The 20,165-nt window shown below is 67.2% G+C and carries 18 protein-coding genes; 5 read left to right on the top strand and 13 right to left on the bottom strand.

Annotation, left to right across the window (positions count from 1 at the left end; genetic code table 11):
* Positions 1-15: 15 nt before the first annotated feature.
* Positions 16-1,224, top strand: a complete 1,209-nt coding sequence (locus QTH91_RS01000; protein WP_286658171.1) for an aromatic ring-hydroxylating dioxygenase subunit alpha — start codon at positions 16-18, stop codon at positions 1,222-1,224.
* An 18-nt stretch (positions 1,225-1,242) separates the two neighbouring features.
* On the opposite strand, the gene QTH91_RS00995 is transcribed toward QTH91_RS01000, so the two are convergent.
* A complete protein-coding gene (locus QTH91_RS00995) occupies positions 1,243-1,962 on the bottom strand; it encodes a GntR family transcriptional regulator (protein ID WP_286658170.1) in 720 nt (239 codons plus the stop codon).
* 124 nt (positions 1,963-2,086) lie between these two features.
* Between QTH91_RS00995 and QTH91_RS00990 the strand changes: the two genes are divergently transcribed.
* From QTH91_RS00990 to QTH91_RS00980, 3 genes are read left to right on the top strand one after another with little or no spacing between them, the layout of a single operon-like run.
* Positions 2,087-3,073, top strand: coding sequence for a Bug family tripartite tricarboxylate transporter substrate binding protein (locus tag QTH91_RS00990; RefSeq protein WP_286658169.1), 987 nt, complete (start codon positions 2,087-2,089; stop codon positions 3,071-3,073).
* Positions 3,074-3,091: 18 nt separating this feature from the next.
* On the top strand, positions 3,092-3,847 hold the full coding sequence (locus QTH91_RS00985; RefSeq protein WP_286658168.1) for a sulfite exporter TauE/SafE family protein: 756 nt from the start codon (positions 3,092-3,094) through the stop codon (positions 3,845-3,847).
* A 21-nt stretch (positions 3,848-3,868) separates the two neighbouring features.
* Complete coding sequence (locus QTH91_RS00980) at positions 3,869-5,266, top strand: amidohydrolase family protein (protein WP_286658167.1); 1,398 nt, start codon at positions 3,869-3,871, stop codon at positions 5,264-5,266.
* Positions 5,267-5,293: 27 nt separating this feature from the next.
* On the opposite strand, the gene QTH91_RS00975 is transcribed toward QTH91_RS00980, so the two are convergent.
* The 8 genes from QTH91_RS00975 to QTH91_RS00940 form a co-directional block, all read right to left on the bottom strand.
* A complete protein-coding gene (locus tag QTH91_RS00975) occupies positions 5,294-6,094 on the bottom strand; it encodes an enoyl-CoA hydratase-related protein (protein ID WP_286658166.1) in 801 nt (266 codons plus the stop codon).
* A complete protein-coding gene (locus tag QTH91_RS00970) occupies positions 6,094-7,272 on the bottom strand; it encodes an acetyl-CoA C-acetyltransferase (RefSeq protein WP_286658165.1) in 1,179 nt (392 codons plus the stop codon). Before QTH91_RS00970 ends, QTH91_RS00975 begins: the two co-directional genes overlap by 1 nt.
* A 123-nt stretch (positions 7,273-7,395) precedes the next feature.
* The gene (locus QTH91_RS00965) at positions 7,396-8,178 is read right to left on the bottom strand and encodes an SDR family NAD(P)-dependent oxidoreductase (RefSeq protein ID WP_286658164.1); all 783 of its coding nucleotides are present in this window, start codon (positions 8,176-8,178) and stop codon (positions 7,396-7,398) included.
* A 104-nt stretch (positions 8,179-8,282) separates the two neighbouring features.
* Positions 8,283-8,702, bottom strand: a complete 420-nt coding sequence (locus QTH91_RS00960; protein WP_286658163.1) for a YidH family protein — start codon at positions 8,700-8,702, stop codon at positions 8,283-8,285.
* Complete coding sequence (locus QTH91_RS00955) at positions 8,692-10,212, bottom strand: arylsulfatase (RefSeq protein WP_286658162.1); 1,521 nt, start codon at positions 10,210-10,212, stop codon at positions 8,692-8,694. The genes QTH91_RS00960 and QTH91_RS00955 overlap by 11 nt, the downstream gene beginning before the upstream one ends.
* 187 nt (positions 10,213-10,399) lie before the next feature.
* Positions 10,400-12,928, bottom strand: a complete 2,529-nt coding sequence (locus QTH91_RS00950; RefSeq protein ID WP_286658161.1) for a cbb3-type cytochrome c oxidase subunit I — start codon at positions 12,926-12,928, stop codon at positions 10,400-10,402.
* The gene (locus QTH91_RS00945; protein ID WP_286658160.1) at positions 12,929-13,903 is read right to left on the bottom strand and encodes a cytochrome c oxidase subunit II; all 975 of its coding nucleotides are present in this window, start codon (positions 13,901-13,903) and stop codon (positions 12,929-12,931) included.
* Positions 13,900-14,310, bottom strand: a complete 411-nt coding sequence (locus QTH91_RS00940; protein WP_286658159.1) for a c-type cytochrome — start codon at positions 14,308-14,310, stop codon at positions 13,900-13,902. The genes QTH91_RS00945 and QTH91_RS00940 overlap by 4 nt, the downstream gene beginning before the upstream one ends.
* Positions 14,311-14,388: 78 nt before the next feature.
* Here QTH91_RS00940 and QTH91_RS00935 point away from each other — a divergent pair, with 78 nt between their 5' ends.
* Entirely contained in the window at positions 14,389-15,267 is an 879-nt protein-coding gene (locus tag QTH91_RS00935; RefSeq protein ID WP_286658158.1) for a c-type cytochrome, read from the top strand.
* 28 nt (positions 15,268-15,295) lie between these two features.
* Here the strand turns inward: QTH91_RS00935 and QTH91_RS00930 are convergent, their stop codons facing one another.
* From QTH91_RS00930 to fdhF, 4 genes are read right to left on the bottom strand one after another with little or no spacing between them, the layout of a single operon-like run.
* On the bottom strand, positions 15,296-16,132 hold the full coding sequence (locus QTH91_RS00930) for a hypothetical protein (protein ID WP_286658157.1): 837 nt from the start codon (positions 16,130-16,132) through the stop codon (positions 15,296-15,298).
* 50 nt (positions 16,133-16,182) lie between these two features.
* Positions 16,183-16,404: a formate dehydrogenase subunit delta gene (locus tag QTH91_RS00925; RefSeq protein WP_286658156.1), complete on the bottom strand. Its 222-nt coding sequence runs from the start codon at positions 16,402-16,404 to the stop codon at positions 16,183-16,185.
* Positions 16,394-17,266: a formate dehydrogenase accessory sulfurtransferase FdhD gene (gene fdhD, locus QTH91_RS00920; RefSeq protein WP_390368676.1), complete on the bottom strand. Its 873-nt coding sequence runs from the start codon at positions 17,264-17,266 to the stop codon at positions 16,394-16,396. Before fdhD ends, QTH91_RS00925 begins: the two co-directional genes overlap by 11 nt.
* Entirely contained in the window at positions 17,263-20,130 is a 2,868-nt protein-coding gene (gene fdhF / locus QTH91_RS00915; RefSeq protein ID WP_286658155.1) for a formate dehydrogenase subunit alpha, read from the bottom strand. Before fdhF ends, fdhD begins: the two co-directional genes overlap by 4 nt.
* Between the last annotated feature and the right edge of the window lie 35 nt (positions 20,131-20,165).

Raw genomic sequence — 20,165 nt, 5'->3', positions numbered from 1 at the left:
CCCGAGGAGCTTTCGATGAACCCCGCCACCGCGCAGAAGGTGATCCCCATCGCCGTCGACACCGGTACCGCCTATGGCCGCCAACCCGGCACCTACAACGCCGCGCTCACCGAAGTGGGCGCCGGCACGCCCATGGGCGAACTGCTGCGGCGCTACTGGCACCCGATCGGTCTTGCCGGCGACGCCACCGACACGCCGCGCAAGGTGCGCGTGCTGGGCGAGGACCTGATCCTGTTTCGTGACAAGGGCGGCCGGCCCGGGCTTGTCCACCCCAACTGCGCGCATCGGGGCGCGTCGCTCTACTACGGCAAGGTGGAGGAACGGGGCATCCGTTGCTGCTACCACGGCTGGCTGTTCGACGTTGAAGGCCATTGCGTGGAGCAGCCCTGCGAACCCGAGATGGGCCGCGCCCGCGGACGCATCCGCCAGCCTTGGTACCCGGTCCAGGAGCTCTATGGCCTGGTGTGGGCCTACCTGGGCCCGCCGGAGAAGAAGCCGATCCTGCCGCGCTACGACGCGCTGGAGCGCCTCGACGAGGGAGAGATCATCGAGACCAACGACGCCAGCATCGGCGGCGGCGGCCCGCAGGTCATTCCCTGCAACTGGCTGCAGCACTACGAGAATCTGGTCGACCCGTTCCACGTGGTGGTCCTGCATTCGAGCTTCAGCGGCACGCAGTTCGTCGATGCAATGGCACAGATGCCCGAGGTGACCTGGGACAGGGTGCCGCTGGGCGTACGCACCACGTCCATCCGCCGCATGCCTGATGGCAAGGTGTTCCGCCGCATCAGCCAGGCTGGCGTTCCCACGCTGAGGGTGATTCCCAGCCCGCGGGTCGGCCGCTACGGCCGCCTCGAGTCGCTCGGCTGGATCCTGCCGATCGACGATCACAGCTTTCGCATCTTCGTTGTCGGCCGCGTCAGCGAGAAGGGAGACCTCACCCGCATGCGCTCGCGCATGAACGGCAAGCTGTGGGAAGAACTCACCGAGGAAGAACACCAGCGCATGCCGGGCGATTACGAAGCCATGGTGAGCCAGGGTCCGATCGCCTTGCACTCGGAAGAGCACCTGGCCACGTCCGACCGCGGCATCGTCATGCTGCGCCGCTTCCTGAAAGAGCAGCTGGAATGCATGAAGGCGGGCGGCGATCCGGCCGGCGTGAGCTTCGATCCCGATGCGCCTGCGGTGGTGTTCGACGCAGGCAACTATCTCGAAGACGCCTGAGCGTTTTCGCGGCTCGCATCAACGTCGCAGGTTGAGCCTGTACCTGAAGTTGTCGGCCCGGTAGACCGCCAGTTCCACATGCACAGGCCCGCCCTGGGCCATGTGCAGCACCCGCTCGACTTCCAGCACGGCGGTGCCTGGTTCGATCTGCAAGAGCTTGGCATCCTGCGCGCGGGCCGCACCGGCGCCGATCTCGACCTGCGCCTCGCCGATCGCGATACCGCCTTCGTGCTCGAACACGTCGATCAGGTCGCGCTGCGAGAAATCGACGCGTGCCACCCGCTCGCCCAGAAAGCGCGGCAGGTAGGAGTTGTTGACCGACAGCGGCTCGCGGTCCATGTAGCGCAGGGTCTGCAGGTGATAGACCGTTTCGCCCGCTGCCAGGTCCAGTTGGCGGGCAACGGCCGGCGGCGCCTTGATCTCGCGCCATGCCAGGCGCTTGCTGCTGACGGCATGCTTGTCCAGGGCCAGCGCCTCGTTGAGCCCCTGCAGACGGTTCAGGCTCTGCGCCGCCCTGGGATGGGACACGAATGCACCTTTACCGTGCAACTTGACGATCAAGCCTTCGGCCTGCAATGCGCCCAGCGCCTGCCGAACGGTGATGCGGCTCACGCCATGCTCGGCCGTCATCTCGGATTCGGAGGGCAGCTTGGCACCTGGCGGCAAGCGTCCGTCGAGGATGCGCGCCCGGATGGCGTCGCGCAACTGCGCGTGGAGCGACTGCGGCAGTTCAGACATGGCCGGCCACGCAACGGCATCTGGCATGCCACTTGCATGCCTTGTTATAACTTGTCATAACGAGTACATTCTCGCACCGTCTGGGTGCTTTTTCGTTCTTCCAATCGCTCTGAAGGAAACGACCATGCCTGCTGCCCGATCCCTCCTGCGTTCTCTTGTTGCCACGGTCTGTCTGGGGGCCGCGCTTGGCGCCGCTCACGCCCAAGGCTATCCCGCCAAGCCGATCAGCCTGATTGTGCCGTTTGCCGCTGGTGGCGGCGTCGATGCCACCGCGCGCCAGATCAACACCAAGCTGGGCGAAGTGCTCAAGCAGCCGGTGGTGATCGAGAACGTCGCTGGCGCTGCCGGCACCATCGGCACCCAGAAGGTGGCGCGCGCGCCGGCCGATGGCTACACGATGCTCTTCGCCGTGGCCAGCCCGCTGAACGTCGCGCCGCTGGTGGCGCCCAATGCGGTGCGCTACGATACCTTCAAGGACTTCATCCCCGTCGCCACCATCGGCACTGCACCGTTCGTTCTGATCGGCAACTCGCAGTTGACGGCCAACACCACGGCCGAGCTGATCAAGCTGGCCAAGCAGCAGCCGGGCAAGCTCAACTTCGGCACCGATGGGGTGGGCACGTCGCTGCACGTCACGGCGGAGATGTTCAAGCAGCGTGCCGGCATCGACATCGTGCACGTGCCTTACAAGTCGGGGCCGCAGGTGCTGACCGACGTGGCCGGTGGCCAGGTCGATCTGGCGGTGCTGCCGCTCACGCTCGCACAGCCCTTCATCAGGGATGGCAAGGTCAAGGCCTATGGCGTGACCTCGACCGTGCGCTCGCCTTCGGCGCCCAACATTCCGACGCTGGGCGAAACGCCCGAGCTCAAGGGCTTCGAGATGGATTCGTGGCTGGGCGTGCTGGCACCCGCGGGCACACCGCAGCCGGTGATCGCCGCCTGGGTGGCCGCACTGGAAGCCGTGGCCAAGGATCCGGACATCGCCCGCAAGCTGGGCGAAGTGGCCGTCAAGCCGAACGTCATTGCCGGCCCCGCCTTCGCCGAATACCTGGCCAAGGAGCGCAAAGCCGTCGCCGGCGTGGTTCAGGCCGCCGGCATCAAGGTCGAATAGGCACAGGCAGGAAACCGCATGCCCTGGATGCTCACCGGTGCCTGGATCGTGCTGCCCGGCGTCGTGCTGGCCGGCGCGCTCATCGGCGCCACCGGCATCGGCGGTGTGCTGCTGGTGCCGCTGCTCACGAGTCTTGGCGGCGTGCCGCTGCCGCAGGCGATTGCAGCCGCTTCGCTGGGCTTTGCGTTGCCGGCCTTGGTGGTGCTTCGCCCATTGCTGCGACAACCCGAGTTGGCCGCGCGTTGCCTGCCGCTGCTGGCGGGCGCGCTCGCGGGCAGTGCGTGCGGTGCGTTCCTGGTTCGCTGGCTGCCGGGTGCGGCACTGATGGCGGGCGTGACGGCGCTGGTGCTGTTCTCTGGGTGGCGCGGCCTGCGGACCAGTCGCGCGAATGCGCCACACATCGCTGCCGAACCATTGCCGCCGCTTGCATTGCTCGTGGTGGGCGCGCTGGTCGGCGTGGGCTCCGCCCTCACCGGCACCGGCGGCCCTGTGCTGGTGCTGCCGCTGCTGATGCTGCTTCGACAACCTGTGCTCTTCGCGGTGGTCGCGGCGCAGGCCATCCAGTTGCCGGTCGCCATCGCGGCCAGTGCCGTCCATGCCTTCGAAGGCCGACTCGAACCGCGGCTGGCCCTGATGTGCGGCGCGTTGATGCTGGCTGGCTCGCTGCTCGGCCAACGCGCGGCGATGCGGCTCGACACGCGTCAACTCCAACGCCTGGTGTCCGCGCTGCTGCTCGGCGTAGGCCTCTGGTTCACCTGGCTGCTGCTGACCTGAACTGCCCTCGGAGCTTCAACAATGATTTCCCGCGACTCTTTCCATACGACCGGCCCGATGCTGCTGGCCCCCGAATGGCTGATGCTGCCCGACGGCCCTCACCCAGACATGGCCGTGCTGGTCCAAGACGGACGCTTTGCCGCCGTGGGTCCGTTGCAGGAGGTCCAGGCAGCGCATCCCGGACTCCAGCCGGTGGTGTTGGCGAAGCACCTGCTGATGCCCGGGCTGATCGACACGCACACGCACCTGACGCAATCCTTCGGCAAGGCGCTGGCCTTCGGTGAGCCTTCGGAAATCTTCCGTCGCATCTGGGTGCCGATGGAACAGGTGCTCGATGCCGATGCCGCCTACCTGTCGGCCAAGCTCTCGGCGTTCGAGTCCCTGCGCGGCGGCTTCACCACCGTGGTCGATGCAGGTACCCGCTCCGAAGCCGGGCTGGAGGGCGTGGCTTCGGCCGCGCGCGACGCAGGCATCCGCTGCGTGCTCGGCATGATCTGCAACGATGCGGCGATCGAGGGCGACGAGGCCGCGGCCCGGCGCATTCTGGACGGCGCCGCCGGATTCATCTCGCGACTCGAGCACGATCCGCTCGTGCACCCCTCGCTCGCCATCTCGATCCCCGAGGCCGCGACCGACCGCATGCTGCGCGACGTCGCTGCCCTCACCCGCGAAAGCGGCAGGCGCTTCCAGACCCATGTGAACGAGCATCTGGCCGCCGTCGAGCGCTCGCTGGTGGCACGCGGCCTGCGGCCGCTCGAGCTGCTTCATGCTTGCGGCGCGCTCAACGAATCCGCATTGCTCGCCCACGCCACGCTGCTCACGCCGCGCGAGATCGGCCTCCTGCGCGACAGCGGCGCCGCCGTGGCCTACAACCCAGTCGCCAGCGCATGGAAAGGCAACGCCGTGCTCGATGCCGGTCTTCTCGGCATGCTGGGCGTTCCTTTCGGGCTCGGCACGGACGGCACGCGGGCCGATGGCTTCCGGCTGATGGACGCCGCCGAAGCCACGCAGCGACTGACGCATGGCCTGGCCAACGGCGATTCGTCCTGCGGCGGCGGCTGGCTGTGGCTGGACCATGCCACGCACCTGGGCGCATCCGCGGCCGGCCTGGGCACCGTCACCGGAGCGATCACCACCGGGTTGGCGGCCGACTTCCTGCTGGTGGACCTCGACGTGCCGGAGTTCATGCCCAGCTGGGATCTGAGCTGGGAACTGGTGCGCTTTGGCAATCGCGACCAGATCTCCGCCGTCTTCGTCAACGGCAGCATGCGCCTGTGGAAGGGCTGGCCGACCGATTGGGACGCGCGCGCCCTGATGCGCGAAGTGGCCGCCGTTGCCCGTCGCGACGTGCAGCGCGCGCCCATTCAGCGGGTGCATCCGGTGGCGGATGTGCATCGGGCGCGGCAACAGGGCGCTTGATGAGCCCGTCACCGCGGCCCGCGCGATCTATCGCGACGGAAACGTCGGCGCCCGCTTGTTCATGAACGCATCGACCCCTTCCTTGAAGCTCGGCCGGTCCAGCAGCACGCGCTGTCGTTCGGCTTCGGTGTGCAACTGCGCCAGCAGGTCCTGCTCGCCCGCCAGCTTGTAGATGCTGCGGATCTCCTGCGCCGCGTGCGCGGGCAGGCGTGCCAGGCGCTGCGCCAGGGCGAGCGCGTCGGCGCGCAGTTCGGCGTCTTCCGAAACCTTCCAGACCAGGCCCCATTGCTGAGCCCGCTCGGCCTCCAACCGTTCATCGAGCAGCGACATGGCCACGGCCCGCGCGCGTCCGACGGCGCGTTCCAGAAACCAGGTGCAGCCCACGTCCGGCACGATGCCAAGGCGTGGCATGAAGGGCAGGTAGAAGTAGGCCGAGCGTGCGGCCACCACCACATCCGCCGCCAGCGCCAATCCCACACCGGCGCCGGCGCACGGTCCGTTGACCGCGCTCACCACCGGAAAAGGCAGCGTCTGCAGGTCCTCGACCATGCGATTGGTGACCGCTTCCATCGTATCGGCCATGGCCTGGCCGATGCTCTGGCCTTCGGGTGGCCCCACGTCGCTCAGGTCGGCGCCCACGCAGAAAGCCTTGCCTTCGCCGGTGATCACCAGCGCGCGCACCGAGCGGTCTTCGCGCAGGTTGGCCAGGTGTTCGCGCAGGCGCTTCTGCAGCCCCAGCTGAATCGGGTTCAGCCGCTGCGGCACGTTCAGGCTGAGCAGCGCGACTTCACCGTGGCGCTCGAGCAGGACGGGGTCTTCGGCTTGCATCACAGGCGCTCGATGATGGTGACGTTGGCCATGCCGCCGCCTTCGCACATGGTCTGCAGCCCATAGCGCTTGCCGCGCGCGCCTAGCGCATGGACCAGCGTCGTCATGAGCTTGGTGCCGGATCCGCCCAGCGGATGGCCCAGCGCGATGGCGCCGCCGTTGACGTTGAGCCGCTCGTTGTCGCCACCCAGGGCCTTGAGCCAGGCCAGCGGCACCGGCGCGAAGGCCTCGTTCACTTCGTACAGGTCGATGTCGTCCAGCTTCATGCCCGCCTTTTTCAGCGCACGCTCGGTGGCGGGCAGCGGGGCTTCGAGCATGATGACCGGGTCGTGGCCGATCACCGTCATGTGATGGATGCGTGCCAGCGGCTTGGCGCCCAGGGCCTTCAGGCCGCGCTCGTTGACGATCATCACGCCGGTGGCGCCGTCGCAGATCTGGCTGGCGTTGGCGGCGCTGATGACGCCGCTCTCCTCCAGCAGCTTCACGCTGCCGATGGATTCGAGCGTGGCTTCGAAGCGGATGCCTTCGTCCACCTTGTGCAGGTCGTCCGTCTCCACGCCTTCGGCGTTGCGAACCTTGAGCGGCAGGATCTCGGCATCGAAGGCGCCGGCTCGCGTGGCCGCAATGGCACGCTGGTGGCTCTGAAGCGCGTAGCGGTCCAGGTCTTCGCGCGAGAAGCCGTACTTCTTCGCGATCATCTCCGCCCCCATGAACTGGCTGAACACCACGTTGTCGTAGCGCCGGTTGATGGATTCGCTCTGGTAGTAGCCCATGCCGGCCTTGCTGGCCAGGATGGACGGGCTGCCCATGGGCACGCGCGTCATCGACTCGACGCCGCCGGCAATCACCACGTCCATCGTGCCCGACATCACGGCCTGCGCCGCGAAATGCACCGCCTGCTGCGACGAGCCGCACTGGCGGTCGATGGACGTGCCGGGCACCGACTCGGGCAGGCCGGAGGCCAGGACCGCATTGCGCGCCACGTTGTTCGATTGCTCGCCCGCCTGACCGACGCAGCCCAGGATCACGTCTTCGACCAGGGCCGGATCGGCATCGACACGGCTGACCAGTTCATCGAGCACGCGGGCGGCCATCTCGACCGGATGCCATCCGGACAGGCGGCCGCCACGGCGCCCTCCAGCGGTTCGAACAGCGGAGACGATATAGGCTTCAGGCATGGCGAGGCATCCGGCAGGAGGTTGGAGATGCCTTCATTCTGTGCCTCGCGCCCGCGCGCCGAGTCGTCCGAACTGACGATTTTTGTGTCGCGACGTTCGCCTCGGCGGCGGGCCGCGCGAGGCTCAGCGCGGCGCCATGCGAATGGCGCCGTCCAGGCGCACGCATTCGCCGTTGAAGTAGCCGTTGGTCAGCATCGTCTCGGCCAAGTGGGCGAACTCGCCGGGGTTGCCCAGGCGCTTGGGAAAAGGCACCGAAGCGGCAAGCGCTTCCTTGACCTTGTCGGGCGCGCCTTGCAGCAGGGGCGTATCGAAGATGCCCGGCAGGATGGTGTTGACGCGGATGCCCTCGCTCATCAGGTCGCGGGCAATGGGCAGCGTCATGCCGACGATCCCTGCCTTGCTGGCCGAGTAGCTGGCCTGGCCCATCTGCCCGTCCTGCGCGGCCACCGACGCGGTGTTGACGATCGCGCCGCGCTCGCCGTCGGCCAGCGGTTCCAGCGCCAGCATGCCGGCGGCGGATTTGGCGATGCAGCGGAAGGTGCCGACCAGGTTGATCTGGATGATGCGGTCGAAGTTGACCAGCGGATGGTGGCGGATCTCGCCAGTGGCCTTGTCGCGGCTGGCGGTCTTGAGGGCCGTGCCGGTGCCGGCGCAGTTGACCAGGATGCGCTCCTGACCGTGCGCCGCACGCGCCTTCGAGAAGCCGGCATCCACCTGCGCCTCGCTGGTCACATCGACCTGGCAGAAGACGCCGCCCAGCTCCTTGGCCAGTGCTTCGCCCTGCTCGGCATTGAGGTCGAACAGCGCCACCTTGACGCCCTGCGCGGCCAGCCGGCGCGCCGTGGCGGCGCCCAGGCCGGAAGCACCGCCGGTGACGACGGCGGAGATGCTTGAATCGAGTTTCACGGCGTTCGTCTCCAGATGGGTGCCATGGATGGCGGGCCCCAGTCTAGGAATCGCACCGCGCGGCGAACATCGTCCGAAGCGACGAAAAGCGGGGCGCGCCGGCGCTACCGCACCACCAGGCTCCAGAACGCCAGCACGCCCAAGGCGGCCACCAGGGTCGAGATCCACAGCGCCAGGTTCCACTGCTTGACCAGGCCGAATTCGCGCAGGGCGCGAACCCGGCGGTGGTGCTGGATCACCGCCAACACCATCGCCACCGTGCCGATGGCGATCATCGAAAGGCCCACCGTGTCCGAGGCCCAGGTGCGTCCGGCCGCACCCACGACAGGGGTTCCGTGCTGGGTCTCGAGGTAGGCGAAGAACTTCGCCAGCGTGAAGCCGAAGCCGATCATCGACAGCGAAGTCCGCAGCCAGGCCATGAGCGTGCGCTCGAAGGCCAGGAAGCTGCGTTCGACCGCCAGCGCAGTGCGCTGCTGCGCCAGTTCGGTCCCGAGGTCCGGGACCGGATGAGCGTCAGTGGCCACCGCCCGAGGAGGCCTCGGTCATCTTGGCCAGCACCTGATCCAGGCTGAAGCTCGCGGCCTTCTGGCGTGGCGGGAAATCCTTGAAGGTGGCCAGGAATTCAGCCACGCCGGCCTGCGCGGGCACGAGCAGGTAGATGTGCCGGAACATCCAGTCGTAGAAGGTGTTGGACGTGATCTGCGCACGCTCGTACGGGTCCATCCGCAGGTTGAAGATGTAGGGCGTTCGCAGCACCACGAAGGGCTCCTGCCAGATCTTGAGCGTGCCGGTCACGCGCTGTTCCATGAACAGCATCTTCCAGTTGTCGTAGCGCAGCGCAGCAACGTCGCCGTCGTCGGTGAAGTAGATGAAGCCCTTGCGCGGGCACTCCTTTTCCTTGCCCGTCAGGTAAGGCACCAGGTTGTGGCCGTCCAGGTGGACCTTGAAGGTCTTGCTGCCGACCTTGCAGCCTTTCTTCAGCCTTTCCTTGATGTCCGTATCGCCTGCCGCCGCGAGGATGGTGGGGAACCAGTCCAGGTGGCTCACGATGGCATTGGATTCAGAGCCCGCTTCGATCTGACCGGGGTAGCGCACCATGCACGGCACGCGATACGCACCTTCCCAGCTCGAGTTCTTCTCGTTGCGGAAAGGCGTGGTACCCGCATCCGGCCAGGTGTTCATGTGCGGGCCGTTGTCGGTGCTGTACTTGACGAAGGTGTTATCGGCGATGCCCAGTTCGTCCAGCAGGTCGAGCAGTTCGCCGATGCACTTGTCGTGGTCGATCATCACGTCGTGGTATTCGGACTGCCAGCGACCCGACTGGCCGCGGCTTTCCGGCTTGACGTGCGTCCATGCGTGCATGTGCGAGGTGTTGAACCACACGAAGAAGGGTTCGCCCGACTCGTGCGCCGACTTGATGAACTTCTTGGCGGCCGCCAGGAATTCGTCGTCGCAGGTTTCCATGCGCTTCTTGGTGAGCGGGCCGGTGTTCTCGATCTTCTGGCCGCCCTTGCCGTCGGCCCAGCAATGCAGCACGCCGCGCGGACCGTAGTTCTTCTTGAAGTTGGGAAAGTCCTTCTCGTTCGGGTAGTCGACTTCCTCGGGCTCTTCTTCGGCGTTGAGGTGATAGAGATTGCCGAAGAACTCATCGAAGCCGTGCATGGTCGGCAGGTGCTCGTCGCGGTCGCCCAGGTGGTTCTTGCCGAACTGGCCCGTGCGGTAGCCCAGCGGCTTGAGCGCTTCCGCGATGGTGATGTCCTCGGCCTTCAGGCCGAGCTCGGCCCCAGGCAGTCCCACCTTGGTCAGGCCCGTGCGCAGTCCGCACTGCCCGGTGATGAACGACGAGCGGCCCGCGGTGCAGCTTTGCTCCGCATAGCAGTCGGTGAAGATCATCCCCTCCTTGGCGATGCGATCGATGTTGGGCGTGCGGTAGCCCATCATCCCCTTGGTGTAACAACTCAGATTGGACTGCCCGATGTCGTCCCCCCACATGACGAGGATGTTGGGTTTCTTGGATTGCTTGCCCTTGGCCATGCTTGCTCGCTCCTTGATGGTTGGTTGAAGCCGATCGACAACAAGAGCGGCGAATCCTAGTCCTGGTACCGAGGCCCATCAACCTCAATGTTCGGAGTGACCAAGGGACATCACCAATGACACTTTGACAAAGGCATGGCGGCGTGGAACATTCGCTGCCCTCGCACGTCGCGTGGCGCAGCCCGTTTCAACCCAGCCAGGGCGGAATGCGCGTCACCGCCTCACCCACCAGGCCCTGCACGGTCGCCACATGCCAGAACAGCGCCACGTTGTCCAAGGTGGCCCGGGCACGCGGACCGAGCAGCCCAGCCCAGGAACGGGCCATGAGGTAGACGCCCAGCACCAGCAGGATGACGAGGTGCATGCCCTGGTAAGCCAGCAGCGCCGCCACGCTTGCGCTCCAGCCGTCGGCCGTCGGATTCAGCCCCGCGAGCGCGTTGCCCTGCCAGGCGACGGCGAAAGCGCCCGCGGCGCACGCGAGCGCCAGCATCACCCGCAGCCGCAGGGGCCGCTGGACCGATGACTGCTGCGGCAACGGCGCCCGTGCCGACCACTCCATCAACACCGAACCGGCCAGCAGAAGCAAGACGTTGGCCGCGCCCTGACCGACCGGCGAAAGCGCAGCGCCGGGCGGCGGACAGACATCGAGCAGCATCGCCAGGTGCACGTGGGCATAGGCCATGGAGGCAAGCACGGCGAAGTCCACCACGCCGAGCAGCGCCGTCGCCCACCAAGAATGAGAGCGTCGCCCCAGGGGCAGCACCGGCAACGTCACGCCGTCGGCCACCGTGGCCGCATCGGCCGGTGCGGCACGGTCGGACCCCCAGAGCCAGTAGACGAGGGCCGCAACGGCACCCAGTCCGAACGCAAATGCCGTGAATACCCAGCCCACGGTGAGCAACAGGAAGAAGCCCGCCGTTCCGACCGCCGCCAGGAAAGGCGACCAGCCGTCGCCCGGGAGGCGAAGCAGTTGCACCGGCCGCGCGTCGACGATTCGGGTGACCAGCGTCTCGCGGCCGCCGAACACCGTGCCCGGCAGCCAGTGGCGCCCGGCTTCCACCTCCTCGGACAGCGAGGGCCGCGACCACAACGGCTCGGTCGAATCGACCTGCGGAATGCTGCGCACGCCGTAGTCGCGCAGCGGCAGCCATTCGAGGGTGCCGGCGCGCCATGGATCGTCGTGCTCTCGCTCGGGGCGACGCAGCACGCGCACCGCATCCACGAGCCACAGCAGAACCCCCAGCGCGAAGACGTAGGCGCCGATGGTGGACAGCAGGTTCAGTGCGTTCCATCCCATGTCTTCGCCATAGGTGTAGACGCGGCGCGGCATGCCAAGCAGGCCGGTCACGTGCATCGGGAAGAACGCAAGGTTGAAGCCGCCGAACATCAGCCCGAAGACCCAGCGCGCCAGGCGTTCCGAGAACTGCCAGCCATTGAAGAGCGGCAGCCAGTAATAGAGGGCCGCGAACACCGGGAAGACCATGCCGCCGATCAGCACGTAGTGCAGGTGGGCCACGATGAAGTAGCTGTCGTGGGCCTGCCAGTCGAAGGGCAGCACCGCGACCATCACGCCAGTCAGCCCGCCCAGCACGAAGATGAAGAAGAAGCCCAGCAGGAACAGCGTCGGTGCGGCGATGCGCACCCGGCCGCGCCAGAAGGTGGCCAGCCAGGCGAACACCTGCAGGACACTGGGCACCGCGACCGCGAAGCTGGCCAGCGAGGTAAGCACCAGGGCCGTGATCCCGACGCCCGAGGCGAACATGTGGTGAATCCACAGCAGGAAACTGATCACGCCGACGCCCGCAAGCGCCGCCACCACCGCACGATGGCCCACCAGCGGCACGCCCGCCATCGCGATGACCAGCATCGAGACCATGCCCGCCGCCGGCAGGAAGATGATGTAGACCTCCGGATGGCCGAAGAACCAGAACAGGTGCTGCCACAGCAGCGGATCACCGCCGCGGGCGGGCAAGAAGAAGGGCCAGTCGAACGCACGCTCCAACTCCAGCAGCGTGGTGGCCGCGATGACTGCCGGAAACGCGAACACGATCATCAGCGCCGCCACTAGCACGGCCCAGGCGAAGATCGGCATGCGCGCAAGCGTCATGCCCGGCGCGCGGGTGAAGAGGATGCCGATGATCAACTCGATGGCGCCGGCAATGGCCGATATCTCGATGAAGCCAATGCCCAGCAGCCAGAAGTCCGCCCCGACGCCCGGCGAATACTGCTTGCCGGTGAGCGGCGGATACATGAACCAGCCGCCGTCGGGCGCGGCGCCGAAGAACACCGTGCAGAAGAAGGCCAGTCCGCCGATGGCATAGGCCCAGAAGGCGTAGGCCGACAGGCGCGGAAACGGCAAGTCGCGAGCGCCCAGCATCGAGGGCAGCAGGTAGACCGCGATCGCCTCGACGATCGGCACCGCGAACAGGAACATCATCACCGTGCCGTGCATGGTGAAGAGCTGGTTGTAGGTGCCGGCATCGACCAGACCCGCTTCGGGCACGGCCAGCTGGGTTCGCATCAGCAGCGCCAGCACCCCGCCGAGCACGAAGAAGACCATCGCCGTGACGATGTAGAAGGCGCCGATGTGCGTGTTGTTGACCGCGCTCAGCATTCGCCAGCCGCGCGGCGCGGCCCATGCGCGTTCGAGCGCCTCGCGCTCGCCCTCGGGACGCGGCAGCGAACTGGGCAACTGGCTTGCGTCGTCGTGTGGCATCTACTGCAGTACCGCCAGCCAGGCCGCGATGTCGTCGATGGCTTGCGCCGGCAATCGGGCATCGCCGGCCGGCATCTGCACGCCGGGCTTCAGGGCCTGCGTGTGGGCCACCCAGTCACGCAGGCCTTGTTCGGAGTTGGCCAGCGTTGCCGCGCCGAGGGACAACCTACCACCGACATGGGTCAGGTCAGGGCCGCGCCCGCCGTCCGCGCCCTCGGCGGTCAGGCCGCGCACGGCATGGCAGGCATCGCATCGGTGCGACAGGAAGGCTTCGCGCCCGGCGCTCACTCGCGCGTTGCCAGATGCAGGCGGAGACGGCGCTGCGGGCTGCATCTGGCGGCGCGCCCAAGCCTCGAAATCCTGCGCAGACAGCGCGACGGCGTCGATCGACATGCGCGCATGCTGCGCACCGCAGAACTCGGCGCATTGGCCGCGCCATCGGCCGGGCGAGTCGGCTTGCACCAGCAGGTGCTGCATGCGTCCGGGCACCATGTCCATCTTGCCGGCCAGGGCCGGCACCCAGAAGCTGTGGATCACGTCGCGGCTCGACAGTGCCAGGTAGACCGGGCGTCCGGCGGGCAGCCGCAGTTCGTTCGCGGTGCGAAAGCTCAGGCCCGCGCGCCGGTCTTCGTAGCGCACATCCCACCACCACATGTGGCCGGTGACGGAGACGACCAGCGCATCGGGCGGCGGCACCGGGCGCCAAACGGGGCGATGGCGCTCGCTGTAGATGAAGAGCGCACCCAGCACGCCGATGGGCAGCGCCAGTCCTCCGCCCCAAAGCCACCAGCGCGCCCTCACAACGCGCGGGCCGCGCAGCGACCAGGCCAGGAGGAGCATCAGGAACAAGAGCAGCACGCCTGCACCGATGGCCAGGACGAGCGTCACCTCGAAAGCACCCTGCGCCGAGGGGCCTGCGGGATGCAGTGCCGACTGCAACGGACGCAGCGGATTGGCGTCGCCGGCCTCGCTCATCGCAGCGTCATCAGGTAGGCCGCCATGAGTTGCGCATCGGCTTGCGACACGCCCATGGCCGGCATCGCCGTGCCCGGGACCAAGGACTGCGGTGCGACGATCCAGGCCGCCAGCGCATCCGGGATATTGGCCAGGCGGCCTGCGATGTAGCTGCGCCGCCCGAATCCCTCCAGCGTTCCGGCGGCAATGCCTTGCGCGCCGGCAACGCCCGGGATCGTGTGGCAGCTGCCGCACTGGTACTGCGCGAGCAGCGTCCGGCCGGCCTCGGTGGAACGCGGATGCTCCGCATGCCCCGTTGATTCGGCCGCGACGGGGCCTGCCGCATCGATCAGCCAGGCACCGGCCAGCGTCAGCATGCAGGCGCGCCAGTTCGTCGCTGGCGAGGATGGAATAAGTCGCCTGCTCATGCCGGCCATTGTCGGAAGCGTTGCATCGGCTTTGGCCGACACGATGGGCTGCAATGCGCGTAGGACAATTTCGCGCAAATGAGCACGCTCCGCACGGTGGGCCTAACCCTGGCCGGCACAGCACTCGCTGCCGCCCTGGCCGCGGGCGCGGTCATTTGGGGCGGCTTCTACAACGTGGCAGCGACTCAGTCTCACTGGCAGACCGTCTACGGCGTGCTCGAAACGGCCATGCATCGATCGGTGCGCTGGCGTGCGAAGGACATCGAGGCACCGGCGCTGGATGATCCCGATTTCGTCGCACGCGGTGCGCGCTGCTACCAGGCCAAATGCGTTCAATGCCACGGCGGGCCCGGCGTGGCCCAGGGCGACATCGGCATGAGCATGCAGCCGCTGCCCGGTCCGCTGGTCGATGCAGCACGGAAGTGGGAGCCGCGCGAGCTCTACTGGATCACCCGCCATGGGATCCGGATGAGCGGAATGCCCGCCTGGCAGCATCGTCTGACCGACGACGACCTGTGGTCGCTGGTGGCCTTTCTCGATCACCTGCCGCGCCTGTCGCCGGCTGCCTATGCGCAGATGGCAGGCAACAGCTGGACGGTGGCGTCGTCTTCCGCAGCGGCCTCCTCGAACGCCCGCCCGGCGGCATGCGGGCCGTCGATGGCGCCCGCCAGTCGGCCAGCAGACGTGGAGCTCGGCCGCGCCGCCTTGTCGCAATATGCGTGCATCGCCTGCCACACCGTGCCGGGCGCTGCGAGTTCATCACCGCAGGTCGGCCCCCCGCTTGGTCAAATGGGCCGGCGCACGCGCATTGCCGGCGTGCTCGACAACACGCCCGAGAACATGGCGCAATGGCTCATGCACACGCAGCAGGTGAAGCCCGGAACCGCCATGCCCGAGATGGGCGTCACCCCGCAAGACGCGCTCGACATCGCGGCCTACCTGCAGACGCTTCGCTAGTGCTGGCGGGTGTGTGCTGCCGCGGCGCTCAACCCTCGCGCGCCACGCGCCAAGGCGCCATCACCAGCGCCCTGGCCAGCCGCCACGACATCCAAAGGAACAGCAATGGCAGCAGCACGGTCTGCAGCACGAAGATGGCGATGAGCCGGACGATCCGGTCGCTCCATTGCCCGGCCTGTTCGAGCAGCTTCTTGTAGCCCGCCTGGATCTCGTCGAACTTGCCTTGCAACGCGCGCAAACGGTCCATCACCCCGCCTTCTCCGGCCGGCGGCTGCGACAGGTTGCCCGGCACCTGCGACACCGAGGACTGCAGCGTGGCATAGGCGGCGTCGTATTCCTGGTGCAGGAACACGCGGTAGATCGCCTCGTTGGCCACTGCGGCCACCGGCACGGCAAAGCGCACCAGCAGCACCAGCAGGAGCAAGGGCTGCATCCAGCGCCCCGCGCGCGTGCCCGGTCCGCGCCAGGCCAGCACCAGCCACGCCAGCAAAGCGACCGTCAGAAACACCGACACCGCCACATGCCCGCCGATCTTGAGCGCCAGCAGCTGCACGCCGAACGCTACGCTGGCCACCAGCATCACATCGGCGAACTTGTCGACCAGTTCGTTGATGGGCCGCAGTGCCTGGCCGGGTGCCAGCGTCACGCCGATGCCCAGCGGCTCCAGGCTGAGTTCGGTTCCCTCGGCGACGGAAAGCGCGGCGCCCAGAGCACGCGCACCGGCAAAGGTGGTCAGGGCGCGGGTGAGGCCGGCCTGTGTTTCGGCGCGTGCCTCGGTGTCGAGCCAGGGCGTCCAGGCGGCGACAAGCAGCAGGGCTGCCAGCAGGACGATGCCGGCGCGGCGAAAACCGGATGTGGCTTGCATGGGTCAAGCATACCGATTGCGGCTTGGCCGCACCAATGCGCCGGCTTGGTCTAGAGCAGTTGCCCCCGATGCCGCGCCAGTGCCTCGGACGCCATCTGGTTCAAGCCGTCGCCGCTGCGGTCCACATGCTCGAGCAATTGCTTGCGCATGCGCGGCTCCCAGAACTTGCGGATGTGCTGGGCCATCTCTTCGAGTGCGACGGCGCGGTCGGGCATGGCTTCGAAGAAGGTGCCGATCTGGTTGGCCATCCGGACTAGGTTTTCAGTGTGCATGGGCGTTGTCCAGGGAAGGCTCGAGCGTGAGTCGCCCGCTGTCGCAGTAGACGACCAGGTCCTGCTGGCGCGCAAAGCCCACCAGCGTCATGCGTGCGCGCTGGGCGGTGGCCACGGCATAGGACGTTGGCGCAGACACGGCCGCCAACAGCGGCACGCCCGCCATGGCGGTCTTTTGCACCATCTCGAAACTCGCGCGACTGGTGACGGCAATGAACCCGCTCGCGGCATCCACGTCCTGCGCCGCCAGCGCACCGATGAGCTTGTCCAAGGCGTTGTGGCGACCCACGTCTTCGCGCAGCCACATTACCTCGCCCTGTGCCGAGCACCAGGCGGCCGCATGCACCGCGCCCGTGGCCTGCTGCAGCGTCTGGAACGAAAAGAACTGCGACATGGCGCGGCTGATGGCTTCGCGCTCGAGCGGCGTCTGGTCGGTGAGCACCGGCAGGTCGCGCGCGACCTGGGCCAGGCTCTCTGTGCCGCACAGGCCGCAGCCGGTGCGGCCCGCCATCGAGCGGCGCCGCTCCTTCAAGCGAGCGAACGCGCTGGACGCCACTTGAAGCCGTAGGGTGATCCCAAGTTCGGACACAACCTCTTCCACCGCGTAGAGCTCGTGGGCGGCTCCCAGAATGCCTTCGCTGAGCGAAAAGCCCAGCGCGAAGTCCTCCAGATCCAGCGGCGTGGCGAGCATCACGGCATGCGAGATGCCGTTGTACTCGAGCGCGACGGGCACCTCGTCGGCAACCCAGTCGTGCACGGCAAAGGCGCGGCCTGCGCGCACGCCGCGCACCGCCAACGATCGGGCGCCTTCGCAGAAGGCCACGGCATCCAGTGATGTATCGAGCATGATGGCCTCGCTCATTTGGCGGGAACCGCTTCGTCCGCGGTGCGGCGCTCGTCCAGCAACTGCTGCTGCACCTGGCTGAACCGGCTGTACTCGCGCTGCCAGGTCGAAGGCTGCATGACCGGTGTCACCTGAACGGCCGTCACCTTGTACTCGGGGCAGTTGGTGGCCCAGTCGGAGTTGTCGGTGGTGATCACGTTCGCGCCCGACTCGGGAAAGTGGAAGGTCGTGTAGACCACGCCCGGCTGCATGCGTTCGGAGACCAGGGCGCGCAACACCGTCTCGCCAGCGCGGCTCTGGATGCCCACCCAGTCGCCGTCCTTCACCCCGCGTTCTTCGGCATCGTGCGGATGGATCTCCAGCCGATCCTCGCTGTGCCACTGGTTGTTCTCGGTGCGGCGCGTCTGCGCGCCCACGTTGTATTGCGACAGGATGCGCCCGGTGGTGAGCAAGAGCGGAAAGCGCTTGGTGACCTTCTCGTCGGTCGCCACGAACTGCGTGATGATGAAGCGCCCCTTGCCGCGCACGAAGGCGTCGATGTGCATGGTGGGGGTGCCTTGCGGCGCGCTGTCGTTGCAGGGCCACTGGATGCTGCCCAGTTCGTCGAGCTTGCGATAGTTCACCCCCGTGAAGGTGGGCGTGAGCATGGCGATCTCGTCCATGATCTGTTCCGGGTTGGCGTAGTCCATGGGGTAGCCCAGGGCGTTGGCCAGCATCACGGTGACTTCCCAGTCGGCGTAGCCGGCCTTCGGCGGCATGACCTTGCGCACGCGGGAAATGCGGCGCTCGGCATTGGTGAAGGTGCCGTCTTTTTCAAGGAACGATGCGCCAGGCAGGAAGACGTGGGCGTACTTGGCCGTCTCGTTGAGGAAGAGGTCCTGCACCACAACGCATTCCATGGCAGAAAGCGCCGCCGCCACGTGCTGCGTGTTCGGGTCGGACTGGACGATGTCCTCGCCTTCGCAATAGATGCCCATGAAGCTGCCGCCGATCGCGGCATCGAACATGTTGGGAATGCGCAGGCCCGGCTCCGGGCTGATCTCGACGTTCCAGACGGCTTCGAACTGGCTGCGGGCGGTGCTGTCCGAAACGTGGCGATAGCCGGGCAGTTCGTGCGGGAACGAACCCATGTCGCAGGAACCCTGGACGTTGTTCTGGCCACGCAGCGGGTTCACGCCCACGCCCTCGCGGCCGACGTTGCCGGTGGCCATCGCCAGGTTGGCAATGCCCATGACCATGGTCGAGCCCTGGCTGTGTTCGGTCACGCCGAGTCCGTAGTAGATGGCCGCATTGCCGCCGGTGGCGAACAGTCGGGCAGCGGCGCGCAGTTCGGCGGCCGGCACGCCAGTCATCACCTCGGTCGCCTCCGGCGCGTTCTCCGGCCTGGCGACGAATTCCCGCCACTGCTCAAAGGACACCGGTTCGCAGCGCTCGGCCACGAACGGCTCGTCCACCAGTCCCTCGGTCACGACCACGTGCGCCAGCGCATTGATGATCGCCACGTTGGTGCCCGGGCGCAGTTGCAAGTGGTGCTGCGCGCGGATGTGCGGCGACTTCACCAGATCGATCCGGCGCGGATCGACCACGATCAGCTTGGCGCCTTCGCGCAGGCGCTTCTTCATCCGCGAGGCGAAGACGGGGTGGCCGTCGGTCGGATTCGCGCCGATGACCATGATCACGTCGGCCTTCTCGACCGACTTGAAGGTCTGCGTGCCGGCCGATTCGCCCAGGGTCTGCTTCAGGCCATAGCCGGTGGGGGAATGGCACACGCGGGCGCAGGTGTCGACGTTGTTGTTGCCGAAGGCCGCGCGCACCAGCTTCTGCACCAGATACGCCTCTTCGTTGGTGCACCGCGACGAGGTGATGCCGCCCACCGAATCGCGCCCGTACTTGGCCTGCAGCCGCTTGAACTCGCTGGCGGCGTGGTTGATGGCCGTCTCCCAGCTCACTTCCTGCCAGGGGTCGGTGATCTTCGCGCGGATCATCGGCTTGAGGATGCGGTCCTGGTGCGTCGCATAGCCCCAGGCGAACCTGCCCTTCACGCAGGAATGGCCGTCGTTGGCCTTGCCGTCCTTCCAGGGCGTCATGCGCACGACTTCGTTGCCCTTCATCTCGGCCTTGAAGGCGCAGCCCACGCCGCAGTAGGCGCAGGTGGTGATGACGCTGTGCTCGGGCTGGCCGAGCCAGATGACCGACTTTTCCTGCAGGGTCGCGGTCGGGCAAGCCTCGACGCATGCGCCGCAGCTCACGCATTCCGATTCCATGAACGGTTCGTCCTGGCCGGGCGACACGCGCGAATCGAATCCGCGGCCACTGATAGTCAGCGCGAAGGTGCCCTGGGTCTCCTCGCAGGCGCGCACGCATCGGTTGCACACGATGCACTTCGACGGGTCGTAAGTGAAGTACGGATTGGATTCGTCCTTCTCGCTCTTGCAGTGGTTGGCGCCGTCGAAGCCGTAGCGCACGTTGCGCAAGCCAGTGACGCCCGCCATGTCCTGCAGTTCGCAATTGCCGTTGGCCGAGCAGGTCAGGCAATCGAGCGGGTGATCGGAGATGTACAGCTCCATCACGCCCTTGCGCAAGTCCTGCAAAGCCGGCGACTGGGTCCGCACCTTCATGCCGGGCTCGGCCGGCGTGGTGCATGAGGCGGGATAGCCGCGGCGCCCTTCGATCTCCACCAGGCACAGGCGGCAGGAACCGAAAGGCTCCAGGCTGTCGGTGGCGCAAAGCTTGGGCACCTGGATGCCCGCATCGACCGCCGCGCGCATCAGCGAAGTGCCGGCCGGCACGGTGACCTGCTGGCCGTCGATCTCCAGCGTGACCTCCTGCGCCGATTCACGCGCCGGGGTGCCGTAGTCGAGTTCCTTGAGGTGATTGAGCATGTCTGTTCGTCCTGAGCGAGATTCGGGGTGATGCT

Origin of the sequence: Variovorax dokdonensis, assembly GCF_030316895.1 — a bacterium.
Lineage (GTDB): Bacteria > Pseudomonadota > Gammaproteobacteria > Burkholderiales > Burkholderiaceae_C > Variovorax > Variovorax dokdonensis.
The sequence above is the reverse complement of the archived record's forward strand: the minus strand, read 5'-3'. Positions and strand labels throughout refer to the sequence as shown.

Coding starts and splice junctions, on each gene's coding strand:
- QTH91_RS01000 (WP_286658171.1), top strand. CDS start 16: ATGAACCCCGCCACCGCGCAGAAGGTGATCCCCATCGCCGTCGACACC.
- QTH91_RS00995 (WP_286658170.1), bottom strand. CDS start 1,962: ATGTCTGAACTGCCGCAGTCGCTCCACGCGCAGTTGCGCGACGCCATC.
- QTH91_RS00990 (WP_286658169.1), top strand. CDS start 2,087: ATGCCTGCTGCCCGATCCCTCCTGCGTTCTCTTGTTGCCACGGTCTGT.
- QTH91_RS00985 (WP_286658168.1), top strand. CDS start 3,092: ATGCCCTGGATGCTCACCGGTGCCTGGATCGTGCTGCCCGGCGTCGTG.
- QTH91_RS00980 (WP_286658167.1), top strand. CDS start 3,869: ATGATTTCCCGCGACTCTTTCCATACGACCGGCCCGATGCTGCTGGCC.
- QTH91_RS00975 (WP_286658166.1), bottom strand. CDS start 6,094: ATGCAAGCCGAAGACCCCGTCCTGCTCGAGCGCCACGGTGAAGTCGCG.
- QTH91_RS00970 (WP_286658165.1), bottom strand. CDS start 7,272: ATGCCTGAAGCCTATATCGTCTCCGCTGTTCGAACCGCTGGAGGGCGC.
- QTH91_RS00955 (WP_286658162.1), bottom strand. CDS start 10,212: ATGGCCAAGGGCAAGCAATCCAAGAAACCCAACATCCTCGTCATGTGG.
- QTH91_RS00950 (WP_286658161.1), bottom strand. CDS start 12,928: ATGCCACACGACGACGCAAGCCAGTTGCCCAGTTCGCTGCCGCGTCCC.
- QTH91_RS00945 (WP_286658160.1), bottom strand. CDS start 13,903: ATGAGCGAGGCCGGCGACGCCAATCCGCTGCGTCCGTTGCAGTCGGCA.
- QTH91_RS00940 (WP_286658159.1), bottom strand. CDS start 14,310: ATGAGCAGGCGACTTATTCCATCCTCGCCAGCGACGAACTGGCGCGCC.
- QTH91_RS00935 (WP_286658158.1), top strand. CDS start 14,389: ATGAGCACGCTCCGCACGGTGGGCCTAACCCTGGCCGGCACAGCACTC.
- QTH91_RS00930 (WP_286658157.1), bottom strand. CDS start 16,132: ATGCAAGCCACATCCGGTTTTCGCCGCGCCGGCATCGTCCTGCTGGCA.
- QTH91_RS00925 (WP_286658156.1), bottom strand. CDS start 16,404: ATGCACACTGAAAACCTAGTCCGGATGGCCAACCAGATCGGCACCTTC.
- fdhD (WP_390368676.1), bottom strand. CDS start 17,266: ATGAGCGAGGCCATCATGCTCGATACATCACTGGATGCCGTGGCCTTC.
- fdhF (WP_286658155.1), bottom strand. CDS start 20,130: ATGCTCAATCACCTCAAGGAACTCGACTACGGCACCCCGGCGCGTGAA.